Source organism: Acinetobacter sp. YH12151, from assembly GCF_013418355.1.
Taxonomy (GTDB): Bacteria; Pseudomonadota; Gammaproteobacteria; order Pseudomonadales; family Moraxellaceae; genus Acinetobacter; species Acinetobacter pseudolwoffii.
Map to the genome: position 1 here is coordinate 1 of NZ_VPCG01000002.1, position 16,124 is coordinate 16,124.

The 16,124-nt window shown below is 43.7% G+C and carries 16 protein-coding genes and 1 pseudogene; 7 read left to right on the forward strand and 10 right to left on the reverse strand.

What is annotated here, in order from left to right; all coding sequences use genetic code 11:
• From FTU82_RS16015 to FTU82_RS01090, 5 genes and pseudogenes are all read right to left on the reverse strand, one after another.
• Window positions 1-90, reverse strand: a pseudogene (locus FTU82_RS16015) (transposase); the annotation flags it as partial.
• Window positions 91-185: 95 nt separating this feature from the next.
• Complete coding sequence (gene rpmE, locus FTU82_RS01075) at window positions 186-410, reverse strand: 50S ribosomal protein L31 (RefSeq protein ID WP_005096496.1); 225 nt, start codon at window positions 408-410, stop codon at window positions 186-188.
• 195 nt (window positions 411-605) lie between these two features.
• On the reverse strand, window positions 606-1,586 hold the full coding sequence (locus FTU82_RS01080; protein ID WP_180086376.1) for a bile acid:sodium symporter family protein: 981 nt from the start codon (window positions 1,584-1,586) through the stop codon (window positions 606-608).
• Between the two features lie 145 nt (window positions 1,587-1,731).
• Window positions 1,732-2,133, reverse strand: a complete 402-nt coding sequence (gene gloA, locus FTU82_RS01085) for a lactoylglutathione lyase (protein ID WP_005096493.1) — start codon at window positions 2,131-2,133, stop codon at window positions 1,732-1,734.
• 1 nt (window position 2,134) lies between these two features.
• Window positions 2,135-4,300, reverse strand: a complete 2,166-nt coding sequence (locus FTU82_RS01090) for an MFS transporter (RefSeq protein WP_180086374.1) — start codon at window positions 4,298-4,300, stop codon at window positions 2,135-2,137.
• 197 nt (window positions 4,301-4,497) lie between these two features.
• On the opposite strand from FTU82_RS01090, the gene FTU82_RS01095 reads away from it, so the two are divergent.
• Window positions 4,498-7,125 (forward strand): ATP-binding protein, encoded by a 2,628-nt coding sequence (locus FTU82_RS01095; protein WP_180100954.1) that lies wholly within the window; start codon window positions 4,498-4,500, stop codon window positions 7,123-7,125.
• 94 nt (window positions 7,126-7,219) lie between these two features.
• On the opposite strand, the gene grxD is transcribed toward FTU82_RS01095, so the two are convergent.
• Entirely contained in the window at window positions 7,220-7,561 is a 342-nt protein-coding gene (gene grxD / locus FTU82_RS01100) for a Grx4 family monothiol glutaredoxin (RefSeq protein ID WP_004279738.1), read from the reverse strand.
• A gap of 160 nt (window positions 7,562-7,721) precedes the next feature.
• On the opposite strand from grxD, the gene FTU82_RS01105 reads away from it, so the two are divergent.
• A complete protein-coding gene (locus tag FTU82_RS01105; protein ID WP_180086370.1) occupies window positions 7,722-8,933 on the forward strand; it encodes an aspartate aminotransferase family protein in 1,212 nt (403 codons plus the stop codon).
• 57 nt (window positions 8,934-8,990) lie between these two features.
• Here FTU82_RS01105 and FTU82_RS01110 read toward each other — a convergent pair whose 3' ends face one another.
• From FTU82_RS01110 to surE, 3 genes are all read right to left on the reverse strand, one after another.
• Entirely contained in the window at window positions 8,991-9,920 is a 930-nt protein-coding gene (locus tag FTU82_RS01110; protein WP_005096486.1) for a LysR family transcriptional regulator, read from the reverse strand.
• 91 nt (window positions 9,921-10,011) lie between these two features.
• Window positions 10,012-10,842 (reverse strand): peptidoglycan DD-metalloendopeptidase family protein, encoded by an 831-nt coding sequence (locus FTU82_RS01115; RefSeq protein WP_005096485.1) that lies wholly within the window; start codon window positions 10,840-10,842, stop codon window positions 10,012-10,014.
• A gap of 95 nt (window positions 10,843-10,937) precedes the next feature.
• Window positions 10,938-11,726, reverse strand: a complete 789-nt coding sequence (gene surE, locus FTU82_RS01120) for a 5'/3'-nucleotidase SurE (RefSeq protein WP_180086368.1) — start codon at window positions 11,724-11,726, stop codon at window positions 10,938-10,940.
• 179 nt (window positions 11,727-11,905) lie between these two features.
• Here surE and FTU82_RS01125 point away from each other — a divergent pair, with 179 nt between their 5' ends.
• The 4 genes from FTU82_RS01125 to FTU82_RS01140 all read left to right on the forward strand — a co-directional run bounded on the left by FTU82_RS01125 (window position 11,906) and on the right by FTU82_RS01140 (window position 14,670).
• On the forward strand, window positions 11,906-12,208 hold the full coding sequence (locus tag FTU82_RS01125) for an MCR_0457 family protein (RefSeq protein ID WP_257221875.1): 303 nt from the start codon (window positions 11,906-11,908) through the stop codon (window positions 12,206-12,208).
• Between the two features lie 162 nt (window positions 12,209-12,370).
• A complete protein-coding gene (locus FTU82_RS01130; RefSeq protein WP_005096480.1) occupies window positions 12,371-12,751 on the forward strand; it encodes an MCR_0457 family protein in 381 nt (126 codons plus the stop codon).
• Window positions 12,752-12,879: 128 nt separating this feature from the next.
• Window positions 12,880-14,028, forward strand: coding sequence for a D-alanyl-D-alanine carboxypeptidase PBP5/6 (gene dacC / locus FTU82_RS01135; protein WP_005096478.1), 1,149 nt, complete (start codon window positions 12,880-12,882; stop codon window positions 14,026-14,028).
• A gap of 111 nt (window positions 14,029-14,139) precedes the next feature.
• Window positions 14,140-14,670, forward strand: coding sequence for a gamma carbonic anhydrase family protein (locus FTU82_RS01140; protein ID WP_005096476.1), 531 nt, complete (start codon window positions 14,140-14,142; stop codon window positions 14,668-14,670).
• A 91-nt stretch (window positions 14,671-14,761) separates the two neighbouring features.
• Here FTU82_RS01140 and FTU82_RS01145 read toward each other — a convergent pair whose 3' ends face one another.
• Entirely contained in the window at window positions 14,762-14,947 is a 186-nt protein-coding gene (locus tag FTU82_RS01145; RefSeq protein WP_180100955.1) for a hypothetical protein, read from the reverse strand.
• A gap of 690 nt (window positions 14,948-15,637) precedes the next feature.
• On the opposite strand from FTU82_RS01145, the gene FTU82_RS01150 reads away from it, so the two are divergent.
• Entirely contained in the window at window positions 15,638-16,123 is a 486-nt protein-coding gene (locus tag FTU82_RS01150; protein ID WP_180086366.1) for an NUDIX hydrolase, read from the forward strand.
• Window position 16,124: the final 1 nt, after the last annotated feature.

Here is a 16,124-nt window from a genome sequence, read left to right on the forward strand (position 1 = left end):
AATTTCAAATTGTGCAGCTACCGCTCGAATAGAATAACCTTCCTCAAGCTTAGCTAAAATTTTACGTCTAAAATGTTCTGAATAACTCATTGCACCATTGTATTAGTTTTATAATGATTTGACTATATTTTCCAAATGGCAGGCACAAAAAAACGGGCTTGAGGCCCGTTTTTTCATTTTGGGTATTAACGTTTAACAGAACGTGACATACCAGCAAAACGTTGTTTGAACTTGTCGATACGACCGCCAGTGTCAACGTTCTTTTGCTTACCAGTGTAGAATGGGTGGCAAGCTGAACATACGTCTAGGTAAAGTGTTTCTTTACCAGCAGCTGAACGAGTTTCGATTACGTTACCACATGAACAAGTCGCAACTAAAGTTTCATATTTTGGGTGAATATCGGCGCGCATGGTCGATTACTCCATTAGATTCAAGAAGGTTTAGCTGTCATCGCTATTGATCACTCTCAAATGAGGAAGCAGGAACAAAGTTCATGCAGATCAACACCACAACAGACCATTCTTTTGGCCCACCGAGACGGATACCGTCAGAGCTAAGCACAACAAGTGGGCATTATTATACGTGAAACAAATTCAATATGCGAATTATTCTTCTGCTTCTGACTCAGCCTCTTTGGCCCACACATTGGCAATAATCCCGCAAACCATCAATTGAATCTGATGAAAAATCATGATCGGCAAGACAATCATGCCCAGTGGCTGGCCAATAAATAGAATTTGTGCCATCGGTACGCCACTGGCCAGGGTTTTTTTAGAACCACAGAAAAATACCGTTTTCTGGTCAGCGCGACTAAAACCCAGCCAGCGTGGGATATACAGCGACAACAGCATCACCAGGGTCAAAAGCACCGAACAGGCTAGCAATAACAGCAATAATGTACTGAGACTGACTTCATTCCAAAGTCCCGCTACTACGGCGCTACTAAAAGCACCATAGACCACCAGTAAAATTGAGCCTTGATCGAAGACCTTGACGATTTTTGGCATTTTCATCATTTTTGGATAAATCCAGGGACGTAAAATTTGCCCCAAGATAAAAGGTACCAATAACAACAGCGTAATCTGGATAATCGAAGCGGTTGGGTCAAACCCGTGCTCAGATTGACCTAAAATGAAAAATGCGACCAATACCGGGGTGATAAACATGCCGATAATATTAGAAAGTGATGCACTACAGACAGCACCGGCCACATTCCCATGTGCGACGGAAGTAAAAGCAATCGAAGACTGAACGGTAGATGGCAGGAAGCACATAAATAGGAAGCCCCAGTACAGCTCCTGCCCGAGCATTGGCAATAAAATCGGCTTGGCCAGCAAACCTAGAATAGGAAACAAGGCAAAAGTCAGTGCAAAAACCAAAGTATGTAATTTCCAGTGCATGATCCCCTCCACCACCGCTTCGCGGGACAGCTTGGCACCGTGCAGGAAAAATAGAATGGCAATCGCGCCTGTCGTGATCCAGCCAAAAACTTCAGCGGCCTGTCCGGAGACAGGCACTACACTGGCCAACAGCACCATGACAAATAGCAATATCGTAAAGCGGTCCAATGCCAACAATTTAAGCATCTGCTGTTCTTCCCTTAAAGTTTTATTGTTCGATAAAAAAATGCCCGGCTATCTTAACAGATGCCGGGCCCATGCTATGCACTCAGGTTGATGTAATATTTTCATCTATACGTGAATACATTTCATCTATCACGCTACATCCCACTTAGTTATTACGTGCATCCTGATCTTGCTGGATCAGCTCGATTTTATAGCCATCTGGGTCTTCTACAAATGCAATGACAGTCACACCGCCTTTCATTGGACCAGCTTCACGCACGACATTACCACCACGTGCCTTGATCTCTTCACATGCCTTATAAGCATCATCGACTGCAATCGCGATATGACCATAGGCATTGCCCAGCTCATAGCTGTCTGTATCCCAGTTATGCGTCAATTCAAGTACGGTGTGATTTTCTTCATCGCCATAACCGACAAAAGCCAGGGTAAAACGGCCCTCTTCGTAATCACGTTTACGAAGCAAAGTCATGCCAAGTACTTCAGTATAGAACTTGAGCGATTGTTCTAAATTGCCTACACGTAACATGGTATGCAGCATGCGCATATTAATCATCCTTCTGTACAGATTGTTGTTGGTGTTCACCGAGCAGTTTTGCGACCCAAACCACCAGAATCAGGATCGGAATCCCAATTAACGTGGTCATGAGGAAGAATTTCGGATAACCGATATGGGTGACTATAGTACCCGAATATCCGCCTAAAATCTTAGGCGTCAGGGTCATGAGTGAGCTAAAAATCGCATATTGAACCGCGGTAAATGACACACTGGTCAGGCTCGACAAGAATGCAATAAATGCAGCACCCGCAAGTCCGGCAGCCAGATTATCGACAATAATGGCAAAATAAAGCCACTTGTCGCTATAAGGTTTGATGACCTTACCACTGACTTCGATCATGTCGGAACTACTGCCATCTATCACCGCCAAAGGCTGAATATCGACATCCAGATTCTGGCCAGGGATGAGCTGATCATTGACCTGATAAACATGTGTGGTTTGCTGAAGCGCCTGGCCATCTTGCATCAAGACTGCACTGACAATATGTGCGGGTGACTGAATCAGTTGCTGCGCAGGAATCGCGGCAGTAAATACGCCTTCACTTTCTAATTTTGCCTCAAGATTTTGATCATTGATTTGCAAAACAATCTTTTGATTCGGTTGCAGCGCTGCACCGACATATTGACCACGTACCACAATGGTCTTGTCCTGTTCAGCGACATTGAGGGTATTGTCACTGGTGATCGGCAGAATCTGTAACTGGGTGCTGCCCTGTTGTGCAGTCAAATACGGCATGCTGACCTGTACAGGCTGAGTAGCATGATCTGAATTTAGATAGCTGGCTGTCACTTGCAGTTGCTTACTCTGCGCTAAAACATCACTGGGTACATTCAGCTTCCAGTAACCGACTTCATCGGTATCGGCCTGATAAACCTGATTAGCGACCCTAACTTCGACAGCTGCCAGTTTTTCACCGGATTTGACCAGCCCAATAAAAATCAGGTTGGTGGAACAGGCCAGCACGGCACCGACAAACATCAGTTTCATGATGTTCATTTTCTGGGCCAGTAAACCACCGAGAAAACCACCAATTAAAGAGAAAATCACCCCATAGACTTTGACCGCTTCGGCAATCTGCTCTTTACTGAAATTCAGGTCTTGATAGAAGACGTTGGAAATGACCCCGGCGATGATATCGGAAACCCGATAAAAACCGATCAATAACAACAGCACCAATGCCAGTTTTAGGCCATAGCGCCTAAAGAAGTCTGCAACCGGATTAACCCAGGTTTCATAGGCCATCTGCTTGTTGACTGCACCCATTTTCACCAAGCTTGCACCAATGGCAAAGGCAATCGCACCAGAACCAATAAAGCGTAAGGCTTCAAAGCAGAACAAGGCAAAAGTATCTTGAATGGTGAACTGTTCGGTAATACTGGCGACCAGATTGCCTGAATAGATATAGCTCAGTACAAAGCTGATCACTGCGACAAAAAACACTGCGACTAAACGGAAATAATCACTGCGCAGATAATGTTTAGGCACACGGTCAACCTGCGGTTCCCGAATGCAAAGCGTGGTGACAATTCCGACCAGCATTACCCCGGCCATGGCCAGATAGGTCCATTTCCAGGCATCGTAGATATAGTTGCCTTTGGCTGTGCCCAAATAAGCGGCCAGAAACAAGGCGCCAGCACCCGCCACGATCATTCCGATCCGGTAACCGGCATTATAGGTCGCGGCCAAGACGGTCTGCATCTGGGTTTCCGCCAGTTCAATCCGGTAGGCATCAATCACAATATCCTGCGTTGCAGCAGAAAAGCCAAGCAGGACTGCACCCAGCGCCATTTGCTGTAAATGAGTTACGCCCAAAGCCGGATCAGAAAAAGCCATAATGGAAATGGCGCAGACAATCAGAATCTGTGCAATCAGCAACCAGGCTCGACGGCGTCCCAGAGCCTTGGTCAGAAAAGGCACTGGCAGTTCATCAATGAGCGGCGCCCAGACGAATTTAAACGAGTAGCCCAATGCTGCCCAGCTAAAAAAAGTGACTGCACTTTTGCTGATTCCGGCCTCACCTAACCATAAAGACAGACTGGAAAAAATCAGAAGAATCGGGACACCGGCCGAAAATCCCAAGAACAGCATGATCAAGGCACGTCGATCTAAAAATGCTGTAAATGCGGATTTCCAACCCGTCGTTTGTGTTGTCATTGCTTTATTATTTTCCGCGGAAAAACCAATTGCTGCTATTCAATCCTGTAATAGCGCATCTTTCAACAAGATTTATATATTTATCACATTTCCGATTTTTTATTTTCTGGCAAAAGCCACATGTTCGCTTGAATTTTCCAAGCAAATCTGTATACCTTAACGCTTATCAACGTAATATTTCGTTTTGGATTTCAACAGTGACCCAGAGACTCGATCAAATTAATTCTTCTATCGCCAGCAACAATACGACAACACCAGAAAATATCCGCTCAGATTTACTTATCTCGGCATTTGAACAAAGCGAAATTCATAACACCCTTGAGCATACCCGCTTAAAATCCACCCAACTGACGCACATTCCAAACCTAGAAAAAATTCCGGTGTCGACCAAACGGATCAAGCCCCTGAATAATTTCTTGGGGCAAGACCGCGCACGGGCTTCGGTAGAGGCCGGGATTGCCTTACCTTATTCAGGCTATAATATTTTTGCCGTGGGTACGGCTGGCCTGGGCAAGCGCACCATGGTGAAGCGCCTGCTGCAACAGCATGCCAAAACCATGGAAACACCCAATGATTGGGTTTATGTCAACAACTTTCAAAACCAGCGCCAACCAATAGCTTTGGAGCTGCCTGCCGGTCAGGGTCCAAAATTTCAGGCCATGTTAAACCAAAGCTGGCAAACCATTCTGAAACAGCTTGAACGCCGTTTTACCGCGGAAACCTATCACAACCGCATTGAAATGATTCGCCAGGAAACTGGCGATGAACAGCAACAGGCGCTGATCGAACTCACCAAAGAAGGTGCAGAACTCGATCTGAAACTGATCTCGCGACACGATGAACACTGCTTTGTTCCCGTACATCTGATTGATGACAAATTACAGGAAATGACTCAGGAAGATCTGAATGCGCTGAGCAATCAGGATCGGGCCGAATTGGCAACCAATATGCGCTATATGGACAAAAAACTGGAGCGTCTGGGTTTGCATCTGGGTGATCTGGAAGATGATGCACGCGACCGTGTTCAGATTCTGAATCGTGATATTGCCAAACAGGTGGTGGTGCCACGTGTAGAACAGATTCTCTCCAAGTTCAAACATGTGCAAGGCTTGGAACATTATCTAAAATATTATGCCGAAGATATTATCAATAATGTCGAAATCGTGCTGGAACAGGAAGAGGATGATTTCACCCCGGCACTATTCAGCCGCGTACCGGCACGTTATCAGGCCAACGTGATTATTACCCACAAGCCGAATAGCGGTGCGCCAGTCATCTTTGAAGATTTTCCAACACATTACAATTTACTTGGTCATGTGGAACAGCTAACCCAAAATGGCACGATCACCACGGACTTCACCCTGATTCGTCCCGGAACGTTGCATAAAGCCAATGGCGGCTTTCTGATGCTGGAAGCGGAACAATTACTGGAACAGCCTTATGCATGGCAAGGTTTGAAGCGTGCGCTTAAATCCGGGCATTTAAAACTGTCTTCACTTGAGCATATGATCACGCTAACCGGCAGTATTTCAATTGAACCGGCATCGATTCCATTGAACATTAAAGTGATCTTGCTGGCCGAGCCTGAAATTTATTATGAAATTCTAGAGCTTGAACCGGAGCTGGGCAGCATCTTTAAAATCCGTGCTGATTTTACCGATACATTACAACGTAATGACGACAACGAGCAGGCCTATATGCAGCTGATTGCCGACTATGTGCAATCGGATAAATTATTGCCTTTTGACCGTTCTGCTTTGGCTGCACTGCTCACAGATTCCAGCCGTCAGGCCGAAGACCAAAGTTCATTATCATTACATGCCCTGACCTTGGGTGACCTGATTCGTGAAGCGCATCATCATGCCTTTCAGGCCGGTGACAAGATGGTCTCGGAAAAACATATCAATACCGCACTCGATCATCGCAAATATCGCTTAGGCTATTTACGTGAGTTGTACTGGCAGGATCTGACCCGTGGTACACAGCTAATCGAAACCCGTGGCCATCGTCTGGGACAGATTAATGCTTTGTCGGTAATTCATTATGCCGATGTCGAATTTGGCCTTCCTTCACGTCTGACTGCTTCGGTGTATCAAGGGGGTGGTGACATTCTCGACATTGAGCGCAGTGTGGAACTCGGTGGCTCCTTGCATGCCAAAGGCGTGTTATTGATGTCGTCTTTCCTGAAAGCACATTTTGGTCGTGAACAGACCCTGCACTTCTCTGCGGCGCTGGCCTTTGAACAAAGCTATGGTCAGGTCGATGGTGACAGTGCCACAGTCGCGGAACTGTCTGCCCTGCTCTCGGCGATTAGCCAGTTACCGATTGATCAATCCTGGGCCATTACCGGCTCCATGAACCAGTTGGGACAAGTACAGCCAGTGGGCGGTGTCAATGCCAAAATTGAAGGTTTCTTTGATGCCTGCAAGCTGCAAGGTCTGACCGGCAAACAAGGCGTGATTATTCCACGTCAGAATATGCAGCATCTGATGCTGCGTAAAGATGTCACCATTGCTGTCGAAGAAGGTCAGTTCCATATTCATGCGATTGATACCATTGATCAGGCGCTGGAAATCCTGATGGCGCGTCCGGTCGGCACCTTGGATAAAAAAGGTCGCTATAGCAAAAATTCAATCTATGCCGCGGTGATGACACAGCTGGATTACTGGCAAGCGATTGAAGATGGTGGTGAGCTGGTCGAATTACCGAAGAAAAAGAAAAAAAAGAAGAAGAAAAAAGACAAGAAGCAAATTGTTGAGCCACACACTGAACTTGAAGCAGGTCATGCAATAGCCCAAAAGCCAAATGCAGCAACAGAAGATTAATCCGGTCGTTGCTCTATCTTTAAAATAGCAATAAAAAAGCGCTTCTCAATGAAGCGCTTTTTTAACATCTGGCTTGATTTAAATCTTAATTTAATTAAGCATCAGCTGCCGGGCTGTACTGTTCAACCAAAGGCTTTAATTCGCCTTTTTGGAACATGTCGAGCATGATATCGCTACCACCGATCAATTCACCATTGATCCAAAGCTGTGGAAATGTCGGCCAATTGGCGATTTGTGGTAACATCGCACGAATGTCCTGATTTTCCAGAATGTTTACATAAGCAAACGGACGACCAATCTGACTGAGTGCTTCTACTGCACGTGCAGAAAAACCACATTGTGGAAATTGCGGTGTGCCTTTCATATAAAGAAGTACTGCATGTTTAGCAATTTGGTCACGAATTAACGCTTCGGTATCGCGTGCTTGTTCAGTCATTGATAAATCCTCAACTCATCTGTCTGGCATTATACCCAAATCCAGACAAAACAGTATGTCTAAAGCAATAATTCCAATTTTATTTACAATTACCCTTTAAATCTGAGCGGGTTTTTGCTTATATAAGTTTTTCTTTCCACCTAACAGTTAAGAGTTAGTCATGAATAATATTACCCTCGCACCGGTACAAACTGATCAACCTTCTCACTTGATGCCTGTATTTGGCCGTCAACCGATCAGCTTTGTCCGAGGACGAGGTGCATATCTTTATACCGAAGATGGTACAGAGTATTTAGATGCATTAACCGGAATTGCAGTATGTGGTCTGGGTCATGCGCATCCAGTCATTGCCGAAGCAATTGCTGATCAGGCTGCGACCTTGATTCATACCAGCAACCTGTTTGAAGTGCCTTGGCAAACTGCGGCAGCACAAAAACTGGCCGAAGTCGCGGGTATGGAAGAAGTATTCTTCTCCAACAGTGGCGCAGAATCAAATGAAGGTGCAATCAAAATTGCACGTAAATTCGGTCATATGCAAGGCATTTCTTCACCCAAAATTATTGTGGCGGATCGTTCTTTCCATGGCCGTACCATGGCCACCCTTTCTGCAACAGGCAATAAAAAAGTTCAGGAAGGCTTTGGCCCGCTGGTCGAAGGTTTTATTCGTGTACCTTTTGGTGATCTCGAAGCGATTGAAGAGGCAGCGCTTCATCATCCGGATATCGTAGCCATTTTAGTTGAGCCCATTCAGGGTGAAGGTGGTGTAAATACCGCACCTCAAGGTTTCAGCTATCTCGAAGAGATTCGTCAAATCTGTAACCAGCACAACTGGTTGATGATGCTAGATGAAGTGCAAACCGGGAATGGCCGTACGGGCAAATATTTTGCTTATCAGCACACCAGCATTATTCCTGATGTACTGACCACAGCCAAAGGCTTGGGTAATGGTTTCCCGATTGGTGCCGTCATGACTCAAGGTCGTGGTGTAGGTGTATTAACTGCCGGTAATCATGGTTCGACTTATAGTGGTACAGCTTTGGGTTCACGTGTGGTCTACACCATTCTCGATATTATGCAAAAAGAAAATATCGTCGCCAATGCTGCGGAAAAAGGCGCTTATATCGTGGATCAGCTACGCAACAAACTGGCCGATCAAAATGTGAGCGTGCGTGGTTTCGGTCTGATGATCGGAATTGAATTACCGAAAGAATGTGCTGAGCTGGTCGCAATTGCACGTGATGAATACAAAACCATCATCAATGTGACTGCCGGTAATGTGGTTCGCCTGTTGCCTACCCTGAACATTACTCAGGAACAGGCTGATCAGCTGATTGAGCGTTTAGTGAAAATGATCAACGCTTTTTTGGCCTAAACCCTGCGCTTAAAAACAAAAAAGCCGCTTGAAAGCGGCTTTTTTATATTCTGTATCTTATGATGCGGCTTGTAAAATACGCCCACCAGAAATCTGGTCAAAATATTGTTTCAATGTATCTAGGCAACGAAGAATTTTTGTCGGTTGTTGCTCACGTTTCGGCATGACTGCATATAGTGTAATCGGTGGAAGTCGCCATTCAGGCAAAACTTCAACCAAAGTGCCATTCAGTAAGTCTTTTTTCGCATCGAGATATAAAATCTTGGCAATCCCATTGCCCTGCAAGCACATCGATTTTGCCACCAGACCATTATTGGTACTGAAACGGGATTTCAATTCAAAATCGGCTTTTTCTGCAGTATTGACATTTTGAAACTGGAAATACTGATGATTTTTGATATGGGTCAAAGGCAGCACATCATGATTTTTAAGATCATCAGGACGTGAAATAATGGTGCTCTGATTAATATAACTCGGTGTCGCCACCAGAATTTGCTCAATCTGCATCAATGGCACCACCTGAAGATTGTGCTCATCATTTTTCTGTTCAAATCTTAAGGCGATATCGATACGCCCATCGAACAAATCAACCTCATGATTATTGGTTTCCAGATGTACTGCCAGGCCACGATGTGCGGACATCCAGTGAGAAAGTGCAGGAATCACATGATTCGCGCACAATTCTGGCAAAGCAACAATGCGCAGTTCACCCACAAGATCATCGCGTAATTCATTGATTCGGACTTTACCGCGCTCTGCAGCAGATAGCATTTCCTGGCAACTGTAGAAAAAAGCTTGTCCCGCTTCCGTCAAACTTAACTTTCTCGTTGAACGATTTAAAAGTACCACTTCCATATCATGTTCTAATGAGCGAATTTGTTGACTCACGGCGCTGGTCGTAATCCCTAATTCACGGGCAGCACCGCTAAACGAGTTTTTTTCTACAACACAAGCAAAAACACCCATTGCTCGAAGTTGATCTAACATAAATTTCCCTCTAAACTTATGAGATGCCTCATCATTTGATAAAAGCAACTTATTGTATTATACGGCGAAATTCACGTTTTGCATTATTTATTTAATTGTTTGGTAAAACTGTAGTTGGATTAATCGGTTTGCCGTCTAAGCGCACCTGAAATTCAAGCATGGTTCGCGTTGTACCAGTTGAACCCATTTCTGCAATTTTTTGCCCCGCTTTTACATTCTGTCCGCTTTTTACATCCAGTTTGCTGTTATGGGCATAAGCCGTAATATAGCCATTAATATGCTTCACCAACACCAGATTGCCATATTCTTTCAGGCCATCTGCAGCATAAACAACCTGCCCGTCTGCTGCTGCAAACACCGGATCACCGACATTGCCGCTATAGCGTGTGCCCTTGATATTAGATGCCAGATTATACTGCTGCAAAACTGGGCCATTAGACGGTTTTACCCAACCTAAACCCGCGGCAGTAGAGACGGGTGTCATTGGCGCCGGCGTGCTCACACGCGGTGTAGTCTGCACGGTGGTCGCTGGTGTAACTGGTGCCGGTGTTGGTACTGCAATCGTTTGACGCTGGATAGGGGCTGCCTGAGTCACTGCCTGCGTGCTGGTACTGCGACGTACGGTATTATTTTTCAGGCGGATCGACTGTCCCACATAAATCCGGTAAGGTGCAGCAATATCATTCATCTCGGCAACACTGATATAGTTCAGTCCATAACGTGCTGCGATCCCACTCAATGTATCTCCTGAGCGTACCGTATAGAAATCAGGAGCTGTCGCATAACGCGTCGCATTATTTACTTGAGGTTTGGTTGCACAACCGGTGATTACTCCTGTAGAAATAACAACGGTTGATAAAACTAGGGTTTTAATCAGGGCTGCAGGCGAAGCAACAACACATTTCGGTAACACCAAGAACATTATCTTCCTCTCTAAGATCTATACGGTTGCAAAATCCCGTTAAGATTAGCAAAGTTTTACTGCAATATACTTGCAATCGCGAGTTTTTCACAAAGTTATAACACTGAGAACGCATTTTCTGCCAATTGTGTTTGAAGATTCCGCAAAACCTCATAGTTGGTGGCATCCATCTGAATCGGAGTAATGCTGACATAGCCATTGGCCACAGCAAAGAAGTCCGAGTCAATCTCGCTCAACCCTTGCTTGGGTTCTGCTACTGCTTCTCCAGACAGTCCAATCCAGTACACCTGACGACCACGTGGGTCAACATGACTGGTGATGGGCTTCGACTGACGGCGGCGGCCTTGATAAGTCACTTTTTCACCCTGTAATTCAGCCATATCCGGAATATTGATATTAAAAATATGACGCTCAGGAAGAACCGGCAAACCGCGTGCAATAAAATCATGTACCCAGTTGGCAGCCAGCTGATAATCCTGAGGGTGTTGATAGCTGCGTACATTCGGCCCACTCAATGACACCGCAATAGCAGGATGTTTACTTAAGCGACCTTCAAAGGCTGCCCCGACTGTACCGGAATACAAGACATCATCCCCCAGATTGGCACCACTATTAATACCGCTGACCACCAGATCAAATTCAAAGTCAAACAGGCCGTTCATAGCCAGATAAACACAATCTGCCGGAGTACCATTGACAGCCCAGACATCGGGAGAAATCTGAATCGGGCGTAAAGGTCGGTCCAGAGTCAAAGCACTGGAGTAACCACTGCGCTCACTTTCTGGCGCTACAATAACAATTCTCCCTAAAGGTTTTAGAGCCTGTGCCAATGCCTGAATACCCGGTGCAAACATACCATCATCATTTGAAACTAAAATATTCACTGAAAAATCTCGTCGCGCTAAAAAATGACTGGTTAGGACATTTAATTGTATTAGTGCTGGAATTATATATATTTACTGCTCGACATCCATCTTTAAAATATGTGGCTCAAGATGATTAAAAAATTCTCTTTATTAGTGCTTTCGCTTTAAGCCTGGCAGTATCTGTCTCTCCTTCAGTTATGGCGAGCGAGCTGACTGTTGACGAAAACAATACCATTGTGAAAGAAGACATCGCATCGGCACAAGTCATGGCTGAGGTTTGCCCGGCTATGATTGGCCAAAATGCAAAATTAGACAGCATTATTCAGACTCTCATCCAGTCTTATCTTGCAGACTACTCAGATAAAGGCATGAGCTATCAAAAACTACAGGCAGATAGCGAATATAAATCTTTACTGGAAGAAGCGCGTCAGGGTGCCAAACAAACCAGTACTGACGAACAAAAAACCGTATGCGAAGAGATTCTGGATTACCAGGGCTAAGCTAGATAAATCTTCAAATAAGACGGTGTAAACATCGTCTTATTTTCTCTTACAGATTTCTTCATAATTCTACAGCTTCGCTACATTTTCCCACTTTTCAATTTCAAAAATAAGTTTAAGCTAGGCAAATTATTGTTCTAAATCTATTTTTTGAGTTTTTTAATGAAATATCCATTACTTCAAGCCATGACACTTTGTGCAGCTTCTGCCGCGACTCTTTTAGGCACCTCTGCATTTGCAGCCAATGAAAATATCAATGTCACACCAACCCAGCAAGTGACCAAGCAGGAACTGGCTGCGATTTATGTTCTTTCAGAAATCTGCCCGAGCATGGTTAAAGACAAGTCACAGTTCAATCAGGGCTATACCAAGCTGGTGACTGAATATATGCCAGGTCAGCGCAATCCAGTTGCAAGCTTAAACCAGATGGTTCAACAGAACGATTTCCGCAGTATTCTGGCTGAAGCACAATCTGATGCCAAGAAAGCTGGCAAGAAAAAAAATCAGGTGATTTGTAATGAATTAACCACCTATAACAATTAACCTGCTTTTCTGCCGATTACTTACAATACTTTTGAAATAAGACCGGGTTTCCCATAGAAGTCCGCCTAGCTTTATCCTAAAATGCTAGGCTCTTCGTGCTTACATCAAGATATAGGAACCCACTAGAAATGACCCAAAAAACTGCCCTTGCTGCATTATTATTAGTTCCTAGTTTTAGCTTTGCAGCAACTGTCCTATCTGCACCACCAGAATTGAATAATAAATCCTACGTGCTAATGGACTATGAGACAGGGCAACTTCTCGCTTCAAAAAATGAAAATGAAAAATTAGCCCCTGCTTCAATGACCAAGATGATGACCAGCTACATCATCGAACAAAAACTATTGAGCGGTGAGCTCACTGAAGATGAACAGGTTCGCATGAATGAGTCAGCATGGTGTCGCGGTAGTAGCGCGGAATCATGTATGTATGTGCCTTTAAACGGTACGGCCACTGCACTTGAAATGCTGCGCGGAATTATTATTCAATCGGGTAATGATGCATCTAAGGCCATGGCTGAACATATTGCAGGGAACGAGGGTACCTTTGCACATATGATGAATCAGGAAGCCAAACGTATTGGCATGACCAATACCAGCTTTATCAATTCAACCGGTATGCCTGCTGAAGGTCATTATTCGACTGCCAAAGATATGGCAACGCTGGCACAGCACATCATTAAAGACAGTTCCAAGTATTATCCGATTTATGCTGAAAAAGAATTTACCTTTAATGGCATCAAGCAAGGTAACCGTAATGCCCTGCTGTATACCGACCCAAGTGTAGATGGCTTAAAAACAGGTCATACCAATGAAGCAGGGTATTGCTTGACCACGTCGTCTAAACGTGGCCCTACTCGCTTGATTTCAGTTATTTTTGGTGCACCTACCATGCAGGAACGTGCAACGCAGACACGTGAATTGCTGGCTTGGGGTTATGCGAACTTCGAAACCAAAAATGTTCAACCAGCTAAACAGGTACTTGCTAAAGCCAAAGTCTGGTTTGGTAAGGAAGATGAAGTTCAAATCGGACTTGCTGAAAACTTTAATGTGACCATGCCGAAAGGTCAGGCCAATGCGATTAAAACCCAGCTGGTGGTTCAACCGAAACTGACTGCACCATTACAACCGGGTCAAGTCGTGGGTAAATATGTTGCGACTCTGGATGGTAAAGTCATTTCAGAAAAACCTCTTGTGGCTTTGAATGCAGTGGAAGAAGCGGGTTTCTTCGCGCGTATGCTCGACCATATCAAACAGTTCTTTAGCAACTTGTTCTAAGTCTAAATAGACCATTTCAGTCTTGGACTAAGACCAAAGCACTCATTCAGATGGGTGCTTTTTATTTTATACTATGCACATGATCCTTCATCATTTATCGGACAGATCGTTATGAGCCAAAATATTCGTTCTTATTTAGATATGACCCCACAGATTGATGCTTCCTGTTATGTCGATCCGATGGGAATTGTGGTCGGCGATGTGGTTTTGGCTGAAAATGTTTCGGTATGGCCTTTTGCCGTAATTCGGGGTGATGTGAATCATATTCGGATTGGTAAAAACTCAAATGTACAAGATCACTCGATGTTGCATGTCAGCCATAAGAAAGCCGATAAGCCTGAAGGTTCGCCTTTAATTATTGGTGAAGATGTCACCATTGGCCATCATGTCAAACTACATGGTTGTACCATTGGCAATCGTGTTTTGGTCGGTATTGGTACGATTATTCTGGATGATGTGATTGTTGAAGATGATGTAATGATTGGTGCAGGTTCGCTTGTTCCACCGAATAAGGTTTTGGAAAGCGGTTATTTGTATGTGGGCAGCCCTGTGAAAAAAGTGCGTCCGCTGACAGATAAAGAAAAAGCATTTTTACCGTATTCGGCACAAAATTATGTGAAGGTTTCGGGGAATTACAAATAAAATATAAAGTCAGATACAGAGTTTCTGTTTAAGCCGATGCTTTTATTCAATGTATCGACTTAAACAGAACAGAATTGATCAAATAGTCTGTTTAAAACTTTCTAAATGGATCAATATTTTTATTCTTGTACTCAAGAAAAGTAAGGGCTGCTGCTATAAAAAATAAACAAGCCACTCCCAAGAAAAAATTATCATGAACACTAACCCCCAAACCTACAAGCCCAACACCTATAAGTATAAGTAAACAAATTAAAAAGCGATAGAAATTTAACAGCATAAAAGTCTCGAATGAATATATTCAAAGCCGCTTATTAGGTAGCCACAAATCCCAATGTAAATCAGGAGAAAACAAATTACCTCAACATCACAAAAATTATACAATAAATATTAATTAATTAATATTTTTTATTAAAATCTCCGAAAAATAAGTATAATTTAAAAAAAATGTGTCCTAGTCGTTGTTTTTGTTTTTATATTATACTCAATAATATATTATTAAGTTTACATTCATAACGCTTAAAAAATATTCTATAATTTCATGGATTTGTTTTATGTTGAATTGTCTGAAATTATGCTTGATCAAAACAATCATTAGATACCCTAAAACAATAAAGATGTTAAGCTTTTCCTGTTTTTTACTTAAATCCGTTAAGAGCAACCTCTTTACATCTCTTGATCTTATGCGTTGATGTAGTGATTTTGAGCTAGATATTGCCCTGAAAACAGGCTTTTTATTGATAAATTTTTGCTTTAAATTCTCTGCTTTATAGTACACTTTTCAAGCTCATTCACTTTTTGATAAAAGAAAATCAAAACCTATCAATAGGACTTTTTCACATAGCAGGATTTGATTAAGCTTAAAACCTCCAATCCCGATGATTTAAACAATCAAAGAAATCCCCGCCCCTCATAGCCACACACCCCAAAATTTTATACAATAGTGCATCTTTATCCATGGTGCTGTTCTATGACCGCTTGGACTGCTCACGTCACTGTCGCAACCGTCATCGAAAAAGACGGAAAATTCCTGTTTGTCGAAGAACATACAGAAGCTGTGACACACCCAGTATTTAATCAGCCAGCAGGTCATGTGGAATGCGGTGAAACCATTATCGAAGCCGCAATTCGTGAAACCATGGAAGAGACCGGATATACGGTTGAAGTGACCCATCTTTTAGGGATGTATACCTATACCCCGCCCATGTTTCCGGATCGTACTTATTTTCGTTTCTGCTTTTTAGCCAAATCCACTGACTACGACCCAAATGCCGCTTTAGATACGGATATTGTCGGCGCAGTCTGGATGACATTGGACGAACTGAAAGAATCGGCGCGTGCCCGTAGTCCCCTGGTGATTAAAGCCGTGCAAGATGCCCTGTCAGGTCAAAAATACCCTTTATCGCTCATTTACGAGCACCAAAACTCTCCCTTAATTTCAAATTTGGATGCCTAAT